Annotated in this window: 11 protein-coding genes; 7 read left to right on the top strand and 4 right to left on the bottom strand. The window is 46.6% G+C overall.

What is annotated here, in order from left to right:
• Positions 1-167: 167 nt before the first annotated feature.
• Complete coding sequence (locus AND4_RS10865) at positions 168-1,166, top strand: substrate-binding domain-containing protein (RefSeq protein WP_009843021.1); 999 nt, start codon at positions 168-170, stop codon at positions 1,164-1,166.
• 162 nt (positions 1,167-1,328) lie between these two features.
• Here the strand turns inward: AND4_RS10865 and galM are convergent, their stop codons facing one another.
• From galM to AND4_RS10850, 3 genes are all read right to left on the bottom strand, one after another.
• A complete protein-coding gene (gene galM / locus AND4_RS10860; RefSeq protein WP_009843019.1) occupies positions 1,329-2,387 on the bottom strand; it encodes a galactose-1-epimerase in 1,059 nt (352 codons plus the stop codon).
• Between the two features lie 52 nt (positions 2,388-2,439).
• Positions 2,440-3,600 (bottom strand): galactokinase, encoded by a 1,161-nt coding sequence (gene galK / locus AND4_RS10855; protein WP_009843018.1) that lies wholly within the window; start codon positions 3,598-3,600, stop codon positions 2,440-2,442.
• Positions 3,601-3,711: 111 nt separating this feature from the next.
• Positions 3,712-4,764, bottom strand: coding sequence for a UDP-glucose--hexose-1-phosphate uridylyltransferase (locus AND4_RS10850; protein WP_009843017.1), 1,053 nt, complete (start codon positions 4,762-4,764; stop codon positions 3,712-3,714).
• 571 nt (positions 4,765-5,335) lie between these two features.
• Between AND4_RS10850 and mrdA the strand changes: the two genes are divergently transcribed.
• The 5 genes from mrdA (at position 5,336) to AND4_RS10825 (ending at position 13,988) form a co-directional block, all read left to right on the top strand.
• Positions 5,336-7,234, top strand: coding sequence for a penicillin-binding protein 2 (gene mrdA / locus AND4_RS10845; protein WP_009843016.1), 1,899 nt, complete (start codon positions 5,336-5,338; stop codon positions 7,232-7,234).
• A 232-nt stretch (positions 7,235-7,466) separates the two neighbouring features.
• On the top strand, positions 7,467-8,453 hold the full coding sequence (gene ebgR / locus AND4_RS10840; protein WP_009843015.1) for a transcriptional regulator EbgR: 987 nt from the start codon (positions 7,467-7,469) through the stop codon (positions 8,451-8,453).
• 338 nt (positions 8,454-8,791) lie between these two features.
• Positions 8,792-11,890, top strand: a complete 3,099-nt coding sequence (ebgA, locus tag AND4_RS10835) for a beta-galactosidase subunit alpha (protein WP_009843014.1) — start codon at positions 8,792-8,794, stop codon at positions 11,888-11,890.
• A 3-nt stretch (positions 11,891-11,893) separates the two neighbouring features.
• Entirely contained in the window at positions 11,894-12,343 is a 450-nt protein-coding gene (locus AND4_RS10830; RefSeq protein WP_009843013.1) for a beta-galactosidase subunit beta, read from the top strand.
• A gap of 202 nt (positions 12,344-12,545) precedes the next feature.
• A complete protein-coding gene (locus AND4_RS10825) occupies positions 12,546-13,988 on the top strand; it encodes an amino acid permease (protein WP_009843012.1) in 1,443 nt (480 codons plus the stop codon).
• Positions 13,989-14,040: 52 nt separating this feature from the next.
• Here the strand turns inward: AND4_RS10825 and AND4_RS10820 are convergent, their stop codons facing one another.
• Entirely contained in the window at positions 14,041-14,958 is a 918-nt protein-coding gene (locus AND4_RS10820) for a LysR family transcriptional regulator (RefSeq protein WP_009843011.1), read from the bottom strand.
• Positions 14,959-15,072: 114 nt separating this feature from the next.
• Between AND4_RS10820 and chrA the strand changes: the two genes are divergently transcribed.
• The gene (chrA, locus tag AND4_RS10815) at positions 15,073-16,212 is read left to right on the top strand and encodes a chromate efflux transporter (protein WP_009843010.1); all 1,140 of its coding nucleotides are present in this window, start codon (positions 15,073-15,075) and stop codon (positions 16,210-16,212) included.
• The last annotated feature ends 28 nt before the right edge of the window (positions 16,213-16,240 follow it).

Raw genomic sequence — 16,240 nt, 5'->3', positions numbered from 1 at the left:
GGCCCAAAAGAACTTTGACTCTAGAAACGTTTACACAATGAGTAAGCTCAATAATTACAATAGGTAAAGATCATAACTTGGTAAGTATACACCGCATAAATTGCACTTATTACACAATGGGTGTTTAATACTTCGATTAACGTTATTTAGCCCACGAAAGGTCCCTCATGGCAACAATCAAGGATGTCGCGAAAGAAGCCGGCTTATCGGTAGCAACTGTATCTCGCGTGATAAATAAATCACCGAAAGCAAGTCAATCCTCTGTCGATGCCGTTACGAAAGCGATGAGTAAATTGGGCTACCGTCCAAATGCGGCGGCACGCGCGCTCGTCAGCCAAAGTACGAATACCATGGGGGTGCTTGTCGGTGATGTCTCAGATCCGTTCTTCGGCACCCTGGTGAAATCGGTAGATAACGTGGCGCGTGAAAACGGCAAACACATTCTGATTGGTAATGGCTACCACAACCCAGAAGACGAACGCCAAGCGCTAGAACTTCTGATCAACAGCCGTTGTGAAGCCATTGTGATTCACTCCAAAGGTTTATCAGACGAAGAACTGATCGACTACGCCAAAGAAGTCAAAGGCATGGTGTTGATCAACCGCCATATCCCAGAATTGGCAGAGCGTTGCATCTCTCTTAATAACCGTAAAGGCGCGTACTTAGCGACGGAATATCTGATTCGTCATGGTCACAGCAAGATCGCTTGTATCGCCTCATCCCATGGCATCGAAGATACTGACGAGCGTTTACAAGGTTACCAAACGGCACTGAAAGATCACGATATCGAGCTATCAAAAAGCTATATCGAACATGGTGAGCCAAACAGTGACGGCGGCGAAACAGCCATGACCAATCTGCTGACCAAATCACTCGCAATCACTGGCGTCGTGGCGTACAACGACTACATGGCAGCAGGTGCGCTGGCGGCGTTAGACCAAAATGGTATCGACGTACCAGAAAAAGTGTCCATGGTTGGCTTCGACGATGGCTTAATTGCTCGCTTCGTCAATCCAAGTTTGACCACGATTCGTTACCCAATCGAAATGATGGCAGAGCGTGCCGCGCGTTTGGCGTTAGCGTTATCGCGTGATGAACAAGTGGAAGATGACACCATCATCTTTAGCCCAACTTTAGTGCGCCGTAACTCGGTGGATCGCCTTTAAGATATCGCGCTATGCAGTGCCAAGAAAGGTTACAAAGTGACAGAGCTTTTTCTTTTTTGGGTGTTTGTAGAGAACGTTATTTTTCCAACTTTCAATGAGCTTTTGACCTACTATGAGCAAAAAGCCTACAGTAACCCAAAAGCTTAAAAGTGCTCAGTTTACCTAGAAAGCAAACTGATAAGTGGTGCAGAAGCGGTACTCTTGTTCAGGCTCAAGAATACAGCTTGGCTGTGCCCACTCAGCATGGTTTGGCAAATCTGGTAAAAACTGCGTTTCTAACGCCAGGCCCGCGTAATCGTTATATTCACCGCCACGGCGATTTGGTGCACCAGCTAGCCAGTTGCCCGTATACAATTGCATCGCAGGCTTATTGGTCACCACCGATAAGTGCACTTTTTCATCTGGAGAAACCACCAGCGCAACTGGTTTCGAAATATCGCGGTGGGCATCAAATAGGTAGCTATGATCATACCCTTTGGCGGCAATCTGCTGTTCATCTTGTAAGAAGTGCTCTGAAACTGTTTTTTCACTTCTAAAGTCAAATCCAGTGCCTTTCACATCTTGCAATTCACCAAGCGGAATACCGACCTCAGAGGTTGGTAAGTATTGGCTTGCAACGATGGTTAAGCGATGCGAACGACAATCTAAGCCCGCTTCTGCCCCCAACAAATTAAAGTAGGCATGGTTGGTCAAGTTGATCGGTGTCGCTTTATCTGTCTTAGCGAAGTACGCAATGCTCACTTGGTTATCATCAGTCAACGTATACGTCACTTGCACTTCTAGATTGCCCGGAAAACCTTGGTCACCATCTTCAGACAACAAAGAGAACGTCACTTGCAGATTCGAGTGAGACTCAATCTTCCAACGACGTTTATCAAACCCTTCATCACCACCATGCAGACAGTTGCCCGCTTGGTTAGTAGACACTTGGAATACTTCGCCATTCACTTCAAAAAGACCATTGGCGATGCGGTTTGCGTAGCGACCAACAGTGACACCCATGTAACACTGTTGCTGCATGAAACTCCCCATCGTCCCCACTCCGAGAAGCACTTCACGCAACTCCTCATTCGCCAAAGGTAAACGACAACTCAGCCATGTCGCGCCAATATCCATAAAAGTAACGCTCATGCCTGTGTTATTTTTCAGTTCGACTACGGTGGCAGGCGCGCCATCAAAGGCGGCCTGCTGTGTCATCGTGATAGTTAATGGCTCAGTCATCTCTCGCTCCTACTGCGTCTCAAAGCACTTTGAACTTAAAGCAATTTTGCATTTAAAGTACTTCGACTAAACCAGCGCCGTTTTTTGCTTGGCACACATAGATGGATTCTTTTAGACCCGTTGCTGCTTGGTACTTCGCTTCTACCGTTGCTTTCACTTCGTCAACCAACGCTGGCGGTACAATAGCAACGATACAACCACCAAAGCCGCCGCCTGTCATGCGAACGCCGCCTTGCTCGCCAATCACTTCTTTCACCATCTCAACTAACGTATCGATTTCTTTGACTGTGATTTCGAAATCATCACGCATAGAAGCATGAGACTCAGCCATCAGTTCACCCATGCGCTTCATGTCGTGTGCGCGAAGTGCTTGTGCCGCTTCTACCGTGCGGTCGTTTTCTGTGATGACGTGACGAGCACGTTTTGCGACCATTTCATCTAGTTCAGAAACTTTTTCGTTAAACTGTTCAATGGTCACATCACGCAGTGCTTTCACACCGAAAATGCGCGCCGCTTCCTCACACTGCTCACGACGTGTATTGTATTCACTGTCTACCAAGCCACGTTTTTTGTTCGAATTGATGATCACCACCGCCATGTCTTCAGGCATTGATACCGCTTCAGTTTCTAGGCTACGACAGTCCAACAGCATGGCGTGGTTTTCACGACCTTCTGCCGAAATCATTTGGTCCATAATGCCGCAGTTACAACCGACGAATTCGTTTTCTGCTCGCTGGCCGTTTAGCGCGATTTCCGCTTGGCTGATTTCAAGATTGAATAGCACTTTGAACGTTTGACCAATCACCACTTCCAACGCTGCCGACGAGCTTAAACCCGCACCTTGAGGCACGTTACCGCTAACAGAAATATCCGCACCAGAGAATTGGTAACCACGAGCAAGAAGACACTTAACTACACCGCGAATGTAGTTCGCCCACATTTTGTCTTGCTGGAATGTGATTTCTTGCGTGATATCGAATTCATCAACGGCATTGCCGTAATCCACAGAAACGACGCGTACTAGGTTGTCTTCACGCTTCACTGCCGCCACAACGGTTTGATAGTTGATCGCACATGGCAGTACAAAACCATCGTTGTAATCAGTGTGCTCACCAATCAGGTTTACACGACCAGGCGCTTGAATAATGTGGCTTGGGGCGTAACCCAACACTTGTTCAAAAGAGGTTTTCACATTTTGGATTAGATCAGACATAGGGACGTTCTCTTAAATTATAAATTTGGTATTGGGATAGCGCATTGAGCCTAACTTTCTACCTGTAAAGTCACGCTATCCCGTTATTCGTTATCAATCTACTTTGAGGCGCTATTGCTCTTTGTAGTGCACATCGCTTAGGTCACGCAGACGCTGCGCCGCCTGTTCTGCGGTTAGGTCACGTTGACTTTCTGCCAGCATTTCATAGCCGACCATGAACTTACGAACCGTTGCGCTACGTAGCAGTGGTGGATAAAACAACGCATGCAGTTGCCAATGGTCAATATCGGTACCTTCTTCAAAGAACGGCGCGTAATGCCAGCCCATTGAATAAGGGAAAGAACAGTGGAATAGGTTGTCGTAACGGCTGGTTAGCTTTTTGATTGCAACCGCAAGGTCGTCACGTTGCTCATCGGTTAGCTCACTCATTCGACGAATATGTGTTTTAGGGAGTAGCATGGTTTCGAATGGCCACGCCGCCCAGTAAGGAACAACAGCAACCCAGTGATCGGTCTCAACCACTGTGCGTGAACCATCTTTAAGTTCAGCCTGCACGTAATCCACCAGCAAATTGCCGCCATGCTCTTGGTAATAAGCTTTTAAGTTTTGTTCTTTGCGCTCAATTTCGTTTGGCAAGAAGCTGTTTGCCCAGATTTGACCGTGCGGGTGAGGCTGAGAACAACCCATGGTCTCACCTTTGTTCTCGAATGCTTGTACCCAAACGTAGTCTTTACCCAGCTCTTCGATTTGATCATTCCACGTGTCAATCACGCCACGGATTTTGTCGACCGGTAGCTCAGGCAAAGTTTTGCTGTGATCAGGCGAGAAACAAATCACTCGGCTCAACCCGCGTACACCTTGCGTTTTGAACAATGGGTTATCTGACTCAGGCGCATCTGGAGAGTCCACCATCAGTGCTGCGAAGTCATTCTGGAACACGTACGTGCCTTGGTAATCTGGGTTTACATCACCAGAAATACGCTCGTTGGTTGGACAAAGAAAACACTTCTCGTCGTAGCTAGGTAGCTCATCAGTTACAGGCTTCTCATCAGCGCCACTCCAAGGGCGTTTTGCACGATGTGGTGACACCAAAATCCACTGACCCGTTAGTGGGTTATAACGACGGTGTGGGTGATCCACTGGGTTAAATTCAACAATCGACATCTTACTTACTCAACTTTTAAAAATCCTTTGTTATGCAATGCGCAAGTTGTTGGCAATGATTGGATCCATGACGACTTTAATCACCCACAAAACGCATGCAACTGCATATTAATCCGTGCCATCTATGACAATAACTTTCACTTATCAACGATTGGAAAATGTTTGAGCCTGCTAATCTAGCAAATTCGTTCATCTCTTCAGTGACTAAAAGTCTATCAATTAAAACCGATTCAGATCCGTGATTAAACTCAAATAGTGTAAACGATACCACATTAATTAATGGCAATTTTAACGCAATAACACCGATGAAAATAAGATTAAGCCAGAATAATTGTAGATTGACAGCACTTAAACTGTAATCGTTTACAATAATTAATGAAAACATGATGATTCACGCAAACGAAAAAGATGGTTTCCCACAATCGATACCTGACATTGCTCTTACAAAACGAGAGATAAAGCTCGCTACAGTAGCCCCACCCCAACTGTAACCTTTTGTAACAAGACTCGAGTCGCGTCTTTTCCTTTTATCGGGGCATGCAAAGAATAAAAAAAGATCTGAAGGGCCCTCATGTTACGCAAGCGAAATGAATTCAGAGACCACCACCAAGAAGTAAAACTATTTAGAAACCGCGCCATTGTGGCTTTTTTGGGCATGGTTGTGTTACTCGGAGGATTGGTCGCGAACCTCTATAACTTGCAGGTGAGCCACTTCAAAGATTATCAAACTCGCTCTAACGATAACCGAATAAAAATCCTGCCTATCGCACCAACACGTGGCTTGATCTATGACCGAAATGGCGTTTTGATTGCACAAAACCGCCCCGTCTATAACTTGGATATGATCCCTGAGCAAGCAGGCGACCTCGATGGATTACTAAAACACATCGCCGATTACATCGACATAACGCCTGAGCAAATTGAATCGTTCAAAAAGCGCTACAAACACACCCGTCGCTTTCGTTCTGTCACTATTATGAACGAGTTAAATGACGAACAAGTCGCACGCTTTTCTGTTCATCAACACGAGTTTAATGGCGTGTTTGTTTCGGCTGATCTCAAACGTTTCTACCCTTACGCTGAAAAACTGACTCACGTTCTAGGTTACGTTTCGCACATCAACGACCGAGATTTACGTCGCCTCGACAAGGAAGGCAAAGCTAAAAACTATCAAGCAACACGAAACATTGGCAAGCTGGGTGTTGAGCGATATTACGAAGATATTTTGCATGGCACTAAAGGCTATGAAGAAGTGGAAGTAAACAGCCGAGGTCGTGTGATTCGTACCATTAAATACGTACCCCCGATCGCAGGTAAAGACATTGTGTTGAACCTCGACGTTGAACTGCAAGAATACGTCTACAAAGCGCTCGACCACCGTCAAGCAAGCGCCGTTGTGCTCGATCCTCGTGACAATAGCGTCCTTGCGATGGCATCTAGCCCAAGCTATGACCCGAATCTATTTGTAAACGGCATTTCCAGCAAGGCTTACAGTGCTCTATTGAACGATCCTGCTCATCCGCTTGTTAACCGCACCACGCTTGGCGTTTATCCACCAGCTTCAACCGTAAAACCTTTTATGGCCGTCGCAGGGCTGGCAGAACACGTCATAACACCAGAGACGGTGCGTAACGATCATGGTATTTGGCGCATTCCTGGTTCGAAATCTAACTCCAAAGCATGGCGAGATTGGAAGCGCTGGGGGCATGGTAATGTCGATGTCACAAAAGCAATAGAAGAATCCGTCGACTCCTTCTTCTATCAAACCGCTTTTGACCTTGGTATCGACCGCATCTCGAAGTGGATGAACAAGTTCGGCTTTGGCTTACCAACTGGAATTGATATCTACGAAGAGAGCGATGCCAACATGCCAACACGCGAATGGAAAGTGGCACGCCACCGCACACCTTGGTATCAGGGCGATACTGTGCCCATCGGTATTGGACAAGGTTACTGGACAGCCACGCCAATGCAGATCGCTAAAGCCACTTCGTTCCTTATTAACCATGGTGAGATGAAAGCGCCGCACCTGCTCAAAGCCGTGATTGAACATGGTGAAGATTTTGCAAACCAAGTTGACGTTGCACCCAAAGATCTGCCGCCAATTGAAGGCGTACCAGATAAATATTGGAACATTCCAATCAACGGGATGCACCTAGTAAACAACGGGGCTCATGGCTCTGGTCGTCGTGCATTTAAAGGGGCGGAATACAATAGTGGTGGTAAATCTGGCACGGCACAGGTGTATAGCTTGCGAAAAGATGAGATCTACAACTCCAAAAAACTCGCCAATCACCTGCTTGACCACGCATTATTTACCGCATTTGCCCCCTACGAAAATCCAAGGTATGTGGCGACGGTTGTGATTGAGCATGGCAACGGTGGCTCCAAAGTCGGTGCACCGTTCATTCGTCAAGTGTTTGATCACGTGCTTGTCGACCGAGGTAAAGACACAGGTAAAAAGTCTTAGTTTAATTCTATGCTTGGCCACTAGAGCTGGACGGCAAGAGTAACAACAGAGCCCGAGCAGATTCTCCTGGCCGCTTGGGCTTTTATTTGCCCCACTATTATTCTCCAATAGATAATCACTTTAGTAGTCGTATAGTTTTACTAAAAATTTGAGCATCCATAAGTACCTGTTTACAATAGTTGGATTATAGCTTAACTCACTGGGGCAGTGATCTTTGCCAACGGGAAGGAACATGGCAACACTAAAAGATATCGCTACTGAAGCGGACGTCTCACTTGCAACCGTCTCACGCGTGTTGAATGACGATCCGACTCTGAGCGTAAAAGAAGAAACCAAACACCGCATTTTAGAAATTGCTGAAAAGTTGGAATACCGCACCAGCAGTTCAAAAAAGGCCACGAAAGAGACCAAACAAAAACATCACTTTTTAGCTTTGTATAACTACAAGCAAGAAGCAGAAGTGAATGACCCCTACTACCTGTCGATTCGTCACGGAATTGAAACCCAGTGCGACAGATTGGGCATTACATTAACCAACTGCTACGACAGCGTCATCGATGTCGAAACGCAAAAGGTCACCGGTATCCTTTTGGTTGGTAAAACCGATAAAGCGATCATCAATAAACTACCTAAACGCCTCGCAGACAGCATTTGTTATATCGACTTCTCAGACAGCAACAGCATGTACGACAGTGTTGATATCGATCTTGTAAGCATCAGTAAGCAAGTAGTCGACTTCTTCGTTGAACAAGGTTACCAGCGCATTGGTTTCATTGGCGGACAAGACGAACCAAATACCGCGGACATCCGTGAAAACGCGTTTGTAGAATACGGTAACCTTAAAGGTGTCGTGTCAGAGAACGACATTTACCGTGGCAATTTTTCTAGCCTATCAGGTTACGATTTAGCCAAAGCGATGTTGGCAAAAGGCGATTTTGCGACAGCACTCTTCATCGCATCAGACTCAATTGCAATTGGGGTTTTGCGTGCCATCCATGAGTACGGATTGAACATTCCACATGACATTGCTCTTATCAGTGTGAATGACATTCCGACGGCGCGATTTACCTTCCCACCACTCTCTACCGTAAGAATTCACTCAGAAATGATGGGCATACAAGGGGTAAACTTATTGGTAGAAAAATACCGCGATGGTCGTGCGCTACCGTTGCAAGTACATGTACCAAGCAAACTCAAACTACGCGGCACGACTAAGTAGTTCTCTCTCTTTATTTATGTTCTATAAAGCACTGAACCCTCAGTGCTTTTTTATTTCCTTATCTAAACTCCCGTTATTTTTTACTCATTTTGCCCAGCAAATAAGTTTAGGATGCCATTCCTTTATGCTGATCACAGCTTGCTCACAGATCGCTATTTAAAACGTGATCAAGTTTAAGTTAAACGTTCTTATCAATTTATTTTAGTAAAACTTTTACTAAAATATTTTCGGATACCTCATAAGCCTTTCACAATACATCGGCTGTATTTCTTATGGGCAGATTCGACGCTCACGATACCGCGTCGAAATGGCCAAACTAAGCCGAGGGGAGAACAAACGTGAACAACTGGGAAAACTTCCTTCACCTACATGAGAACCGTATGGCACCGCGTGCTTACTTCTTCTCATACGATTCCATTAAAAACGCACAAACGTTCCAACGCGAGCTGAGCAGCCGCTTTAAACTGCTGAGTGGTCAATGGACATTCAACTACTTCACTAACCCGCTTTTGGTGCCTGAAGCGTTTTACTCTCAAAAAATGGAGGACTGGGGACGCATTACCGTTCCAAACATGTGGCAAATGGAAGGCCACGGTGACCTTCAATACACTGACGAAGGTTTCCCATTCCCTATCGACGTACCGTTTGTCCCAACCGACAACCCAACTGGCGCATACCAACGCACTTTCACGCTGGGCTCTCAATGGGAAAATAAGCAAACCATCATCAAATTCGATGGTGTTGAAACTTACTTCGAAGTTTACGTAAACGGTCATTACGTTGGCTTTAGCAAGGGGAGCCGCTTGACTGCTGAGTTCGACATTTCTTCTTACGTTCAACAAGGCGAGAACTTATTGTCTGTGCGCGTCATGCAATGGGCAGATTCGACTTACATTGAAGACCAAGACATGTGGTGGACGGCGGGTATCTTCCGTGATGTTTACCTTGTTGGAAAAGAGCACGTTCACGTCCAAGATCTGACTGTTCGTACTGATTTCACCGACGATTACCAACTTGCCACCTTAAACTGCCAAGTTGAGCTAGAAAACCTGTCTACTACGGCTGCGTCTGGTTACACGCTGGAATACGTACTACAAGACAAAGGTACAGTGATTGCTAGTGGCCAATGTGATGCACTGACTATCCAAGACAACAGCCAAACAAGGTTTGCCATTGATGTAGTGAACCCAACTCATTGGACAGCGGAAAATCCATACCTATACCAACTGTTCATCACACTGAAAGATGCGCAAGGCAATGTGATTGAGGTGATCCCGCAGCGCGTTGGCTTCCGCGACATCAAAGTGCGTGATGGTCTGTTCTACATCAACAACCAATACGTAATGCTGCACGGTGTAAACCGCCACGATAACGACCACCTAAAAGGTCGTGCAGTTGGTATGGAGCGCATCGAAAAAGATCTGATTTTGATGAAGCAACACAACATCAACTCAGTTCGCACCGCGCACTACCCTAACGACCCACGCTTCTACGAACTGTGTGACATTTACGGCTTGTTCGTAATGGCAGAAACCGACGTAGAAACCCACGGCTTTGCGAACGTTGGCGATCTCAGCCGCATCACCAACGATGCAGCATGGGAAAGTGTGTTTGTTGACCGCGCAGAACGCCACGTTCACGCCCAAAAGAACCACCCTTCCATTATCATGTGGTCACTGGGTAACGAGTCAGGTTACGGCTGCAATATCCGCGCGATGTACGATGCAACCAAAGCAATTGATAACACCCGTTTGGTGCACTACGAAGAGGACCGTGATGCAGAAGTCGTCGACGTGATTTCTACTATGTACTCACGTGCGCAGCTCATGAATCACTTTGGTGAGCACCCACACGAGAAACCACGCATCATTTGTGAATACGCACACGCGATGGGTAACGGCCCTGGCGGTCTAACGGAATACCAAAACGTGTTCTATGCGCACGACCACATTCAAGGTCACTACGTATGGGAATGGTGTGATCACGGCGTATTAGCACGTGATGAAAACGGCCAAGAATTTTACAAATACGGCGGTGATTACGGCGATTACCCGAACAACTATAACTTCTGTATGGATGGTTTGATTTACCCAGACCAAACACCTGGACCGGGCTTGAAAGAATACAAACAAGTCATCGCTCCAGTGAAAATTCAAGCAGTAGAAGGCAAGACAAACACCTTCACCGTAGAGAACAAATTGTGGTTTACCAACCTTAATGATTTCACCATCACGGCGGATGTCCGAGCGGAAGGTGAAACGCTGCGCAGCGTGCAGTTTAAGGTCGAAGAACTTGCAGCAAACAGCGCGCGTGAAATCATAATTAACCTGCCAGAGCTGGACGAACGCGAAGCCTTTATTAACTTCACCGTGCGTAAAGACAGCCGCACTTTGTACAGCGAAGCAAACCACGACATCGCGGTGTACCAATTCCAACTGAAAGAGAACACAGCAAGCGAAGCAGAATTTGTTAGCCACAATGCGCAAACGTTAGTCACCACGGAAAGCCGCTTGGAACATGTTATTGAAGGCCACAACTTCGCGCTGACCTTCTCTAAAGTCAACGGCAAGCTGACCTCTTGGCGCGTCAATGGTGAAGAGCTAATTCAATCAGAACCTAGATTGAACTTCTTTAAGCCAATGATTGATAACCACAAACAAGAGTACGAAGGTTTGTGGCACCCAGTGCACTTACAAATCATGCAAGAGCACTTCCGCACGCTACAAGTCGAAGCTACGGATGAATCGGTTTCGATTACGGCCACCAGCATCATTGCGCCTCCTGTGTTCGATTTTGGCATGCGCTGTACCTACCGCTACCAAATCAACGCACAAGGTCATTTGAATGTGGAACTGAGCGGAGAACGCTATGGCGATTACCCGTACGTAATCCCTGTGATTGGCTTGGATTTGGGCATTAACGGCAGCTTTGACCAAGTGAGTTACTACGGTCGTGGCCCTGAAGAAAACTACCAAGACAGCCGCCAAGCCAACTTGATTGATGTCTACCACAGCACAGTAGCCGACATGTTTGAAAACTACCCGTTCCCACAAAACAACGGCAACCGCCAACACGTTCGTTGGGCATCACTGACGAATCGCCACGGCACGGGGTTGTTGGTGAAACCACAGCAAGAAATCAACTTCAGTGCTTGGTTCTACACCAACCAAAACCTGCACGAAGCGCAACACACCATTGAGCTAGAAAAGAGCGGCTACATCACGCTCAACCTTGACCATCAAGTGATGGGGCTAGGCTCGAATTCATGGGGCAGCGAAGTGCTCGATTCATACCGCGTGTACATGGACGAGTTCCGTTATGGCCTAACACTGATGCCACTTCAAGCAGGCGATTGCAGTGCACAAGCCATGGCAAACCATGATTTCGACAATGCGTTCTTCACTCAACCTAATACTCAAACAGCAAACGAGGCGTAATACATGATCGTGTTAGACAACTTAGAACAATTCAAAGTCGTGTACCGCAACGGTCGTAAATGGAACCGCTGCGTGGAAGCGATTGAGAACATCGCCAACATCAAAGACGGCGTGATGTATTCGATTGGTGACTCTCTGGTTTACATGATTGAAGACGGCACAAAACAAACCGAACTGTTTGAAGGTAACCGCCGCTACTTCGACGTGCATTACTACCTAGAAGGCCGCGAAACAGTGGAGTTCGCCAATAAATCCGATTTACGCCTAGAGCAAGCATATCGAGATGAAACCGACCGCGAATGTCTCTCCGGCCAAGGTGAAACTCGTGAGCTTTACGAAGGTCAAGTTGCAATTTTTGATAACGATAAAGCGTACCGCTTCCACGGTAACAACCGAGTAAGAAAAGTGGTGCTCAAAGTGACCATCGAAGATGGCTATTTCCTAAATAAATAACGGCTTACTGGCAAGGCCAGACAACGCGTCTGGCCTAACAACAAAATAATTCAACAAACCCAAAGTAATTCAGATCACAGATCAGTTGTAGACCTCGGAAATCCTACGCGATACGAATAATATTTGCCTAAGGATGATAAAATGGCCAATAGCACTATCACTGAGTTACGAAGGGAATTGACGTGATTCATTGGAGGACTCTATGTCTGAATCTATGCGCAGCACCATTGGCAAATTCGCTTTGCTGTCGATGACATTTGCAGCGGTATTTAACGTCCGTAACATCGTGAACAACAACATTGAGCTTGGCCTTAGCTCTGCCCCTATCTTCCTTTTCGCGACGATCGTTTACTTCATTCCATTTGTATTTATCATTGCTGAGTTCGTTTCAGCGAACAAAAACTCTGAGTCAGGCATGTACGATTGGCTTAAACAACCACTTGGCTCTAAAGCCGCTTATCTAGGTTCGTTCCTATACTGGTTCGTGAACCTATTCTGGTTTGTGTCTCTGCTACCAAACGTGATTGCTTACGCGTCTTACGCGATGCTTGGATACGAATACACCTTCTCACCAATGGTCACGTCGGTAATTTCGATCGTTCTGTTCGCAGCAGCGACCCACATTTCAACCAAAGGCGCATCTTGGTTGGGTAAAATTTCTGAGCTGGTTGCTTACGGTGTGTTTGCCCTATTCGGCATTTACGTTCTCGGTGCGCTAATGGCACTGGGCGGCGACACTTACACGCCAGCAGAACCAATCACACTAGAAGCAATGAGCCCAACCATTAACTGGGCAACGCTAGGCATTATGTGTTGGATCTTCCAAGCTGCAGGTGGTGCAGAAACCGCAGCGGCTTACTTGAAAGACGTAAAAGGCGGCCAAAAAGCCTTCATTAAAGTGATCATCATAGCGGGCATCTTGATTGGTGCGATGTACGCTATTGGCTCACTTTTGGTGAACGTGTTCGTTCCGCGTGAGGACTTAACATACGCTGGCGGTATGGTAGAAATCTTTACTGGCATGGCGCAATACTTCAACATTTCAACAGCATTGGTTGGACGCTTCGTTGGTATCGTCTTGTTCATCGCGATGTTTGGCTCAATGATGATGTGGACTGCGGCACCAGTAAAAATTCACTTCTCTGAAATTCCAAAAGGTGTGTACGGCGAGAAAACCACAGAGCTAAACGAACACGGTGTACCAGTGCGTGCAGCATGGTGGCAATTCGCGTTCGTTGTGGTGATGCTGATCGTCAACGGCTTTGGTTCAGAATCCGTCCAAGACATGATGAATCAAGCGATCAACCTAACCGCAGGTACGGCAATGCTACCGCCAATCTTCATCATGATGGCGTACTTTGTGTTCCGCCTAAAACACGACGATACCCCACGTGACTTCCGTATGGGGTCACGCAAAGTGGGCATGAGTGTGGTGTCTGTACTGATTGTAATCTTCGTTGTGAGTATGACCGCGTCGGCATTCCCAACAGGCGTTGACTTAGTAAGTGCATTCTTTATAAACGTGTTTATGACTGCCGTGTTCTCTGCTCTGGCTTGGTGGTGGATCTCTCGCTTTGAAAAGAAGCAAGCTATCAAACAACAAGCAACGCAAGAAAAGGGACAAGAGCCAGTAACGCAATCATAAACGACCTCTAGCCCGATGACGTAAAGGGCACCCTCGTGGTGCCCTCATAAAATCAATTGCCTAAAATCAATTCTGCCACCAGCTGACGCAGCCAAATCCCTTTATCCTCGTTGTTGCGGCTGGTATGCCAAAGCATAGCGATATCAAAACCTGCAACCGCAATAGGTGGCAAGACACTGACCAAATCATCTGAAAACCCTTCCGCTTGGGCCATTTTTTCCGGCACTATCGCTATCAAATCACGCTGTTTCAGTAAGTGACGAATGGTCAAGAAATTACCTGAAGCAACAGTGACTCTGCGGCTCAAGCCATGCTCTGCAAGCTTTTTGTCTACCTGTGTACTCAAGCGACCATCGGGACTGACTAAGGCTTGCTCAATACTAGCAAAAGCATCAACAGATAGCTCTAACTCACCTTTTAATACCCGTTTATCACACAGACATACATGCTCTTCGGTATAGAGGTATTGGCTCTGAAAGTTATCGTCCAGTGTAGGCATGCTGCCAATGATGACATCCAATTTATCGTGTTCTGTGACAGCCATGTAGTTACTGCGATTAACATTAACAAAGCTAATTTGAGCTTGTGGTGCGCGCTTGCGAATTTCATCATAAAGCAATGGCGCGAAAATGAATTCAGCGTAGTCGGTTAAACCAATACGACACACGCCCTCATAGTTTTCTGGTTGGAACTCAGACTTCGTCAGCAAGTCTTTGGCAATGGAATCCAATAGATGATGCACAGTTGGCGCAATATGATGCGCGTGCTCTGTAGGAGCCATTTTATGGCCTTTGCGCTCAAACAAAGGGTCATCAAACAACACTCGCAAACGCGACAAACTATGGCTCATGGCCGATTGACTGACGAAGCTTTTCTCAGCTGCCAAGCTCACGCTGCGGTAGCGGTATAGGTAAGAAAAGGTCACTAATAAGTTTAAATCGATATTGCGCCACTGGATGTCATCTTTCATCGAACCAATTAAATCCCATTTTATTCATAGTAAAAATTAAAACTATTAATTTGAATCATCATAATGCATTTCCTAAAGTAGATGCAGTCTTATTGGAGATTTAACAGGCTCACCATGTTTACCATTTTTAAAACTTTTTTTTGGCTTGGTTGGATAAGCTTCGGCGGCCCCGCAGCACACATCGGTTACTTCCGCCAAACATTCGTTGAAAAGCTCAAGTGGATTGATGACAGTGAATACGCTCAAGTTGTCGCTTTGAGTCAATTCTTGCCTGGCCCTGGATCAAGCCAAGTGGGCTTTGCACTGGGTTATAAACGTGGAGGCCTTGGCGGTGCGTGCATGGCATTTCTGGGTTTCACACTGCCTTCTGTGATCATCATGTTGGCGCTTGCCATGGTAAGCAGCCAGATCACTGATACCGCGCTGTTCCAAAGCATCGTTCACGGCTTGAAGTTACTTGCGGTCGTTGTGGTGGCGGATGCGACTTGGGGCATGTACAAAAACTTCTGCCAAAGCAAACTAACAGCCGGCTTGTGTGTGGTAACCGCGATTGCGTTATTAGTTGCACCGAGCATCGCAACTCAAATGCTAGTACTTGTAGTAGCCGGATTAATTGGAACCCAATATTTACAGAAAGAATCGACCGCACCGACAGAGCCGTTTAAACCGACTATCGCTCCACTGGTTTTGTTCGCTATTCTCTTGGTGGGTTTACCAACAGTGGCTCATACCTTCCCAACCTTAGACCTGTTTAGCGACTTCTTCCAAGCTGGCAGTTTGGTGTTTGGTGGTGGGCACGTCGTACTTCCGCTGCTGCAAAACATCGTTGGCGATCAACTAAGCCAAGACGCATTCCTAACGGGCTACGCCGCAGCGCAAGCAGTACCAGGGCCAATGTTTACCTTCGCAACTTACATTGGTTACGAGCTATCTGATGCACCTATCCTAGGCGCGCTAGTTGCAACATTAGGGGTATTTCTGCCGGGTTTTTTATTATTGCTTGGCGTGCTGAAAAATTGGCAGGCATTAGCGGGGAAACCGTCAGTATCGGGAGCAATAAATGGCGTAAACGCCTCGGTAGTTGGCCTGTTATTGGCAGCACTGTACCAACCCGTGTTCAGCAGCGCTGTGGTTGCACCTATCGACATTGCCCTTGTTGTGGCTGGTTTCTACCTACACAAGACTCTTAATCTGTCGATACTTTGGATGATTGTGTTCTTCATCACTACGGGCATGGTAATTGGCATGATGTAAGTCTATTTCAGAGATAAAAACACAGCCA

The sequence above is a fragment of the Vibrio sp. AND4 genome (assembly GCF_000171815.1).
Classification (GTDB): Bacteria; Pseudomonadota; Gammaproteobacteria; order Enterobacterales; family Vibrionaceae; genus Vibrio.
Note: the sequence above shows the minus strand (reverse complement) of the source record. Positions and strands in the feature narration are given on the sequence as shown.

Coding starts and splice junctions, on each gene's coding strand:
- AND4_RS10850 (WP_009843017.1), bottom strand. CDS start 4,764: ATGTCGATTGTTGAATTTAACCCAGTGGATCACCCACACCGTCGTTAT.
- AND4_RS10830 (WP_009843013.1), top strand. CDS start 11,894: ATGATCGTGTTAGACAACTTAGAACAATTCAAAGTCGTGTACCGCAAC.
- chrA (WP_009843010.1), top strand. CDS start 15,073: ATGTTTACCATTTTTAAAACTTTTTTTTGGCTTGGTTGGATAAGCTTC.
- AND4_RS10865 (WP_009843021.1), top strand. CDS start 168: ATGGCAACAATCAAGGATGTCGCGAAAGAAGCCGGCTTATCGGTAGCA.
- AND4_RS10820 (WP_009843011.1), bottom strand. CDS start 14,958: ATGAAAGATGACATCCAGTGGCGCAATATCGATTTAAACTTATTAGTG.
- galK (WP_009843018.1), bottom strand. CDS start 3,600: ATGTCTGATCTAATCCAAAATGTGAAAACCTCTTTTGAACAAGTGTTG.
- ebgR (WP_009843015.1), top strand. CDS start 7,467: ATGGCAACACTAAAAGATATCGCTACTGAAGCGGACGTCTCACTTGCA.
- mrdA (WP_009843016.1), top strand. CDS start 5,336: ATGTTACGCAAGCGAAATGAATTCAGAGACCACCACCAAGAAGTAAAA.
- galM (WP_009843019.1), bottom strand. CDS start 2,387: ATGACTGAGCCATTAACTATCACGATGACACAGCAGGCCGCCTTTGAT.
- AND4_RS10825 (WP_009843012.1), top strand. CDS start 12,546: ATGTCTGAATCTATGCGCAGCACCATTGGCAAATTCGCTTTGCTGTCG.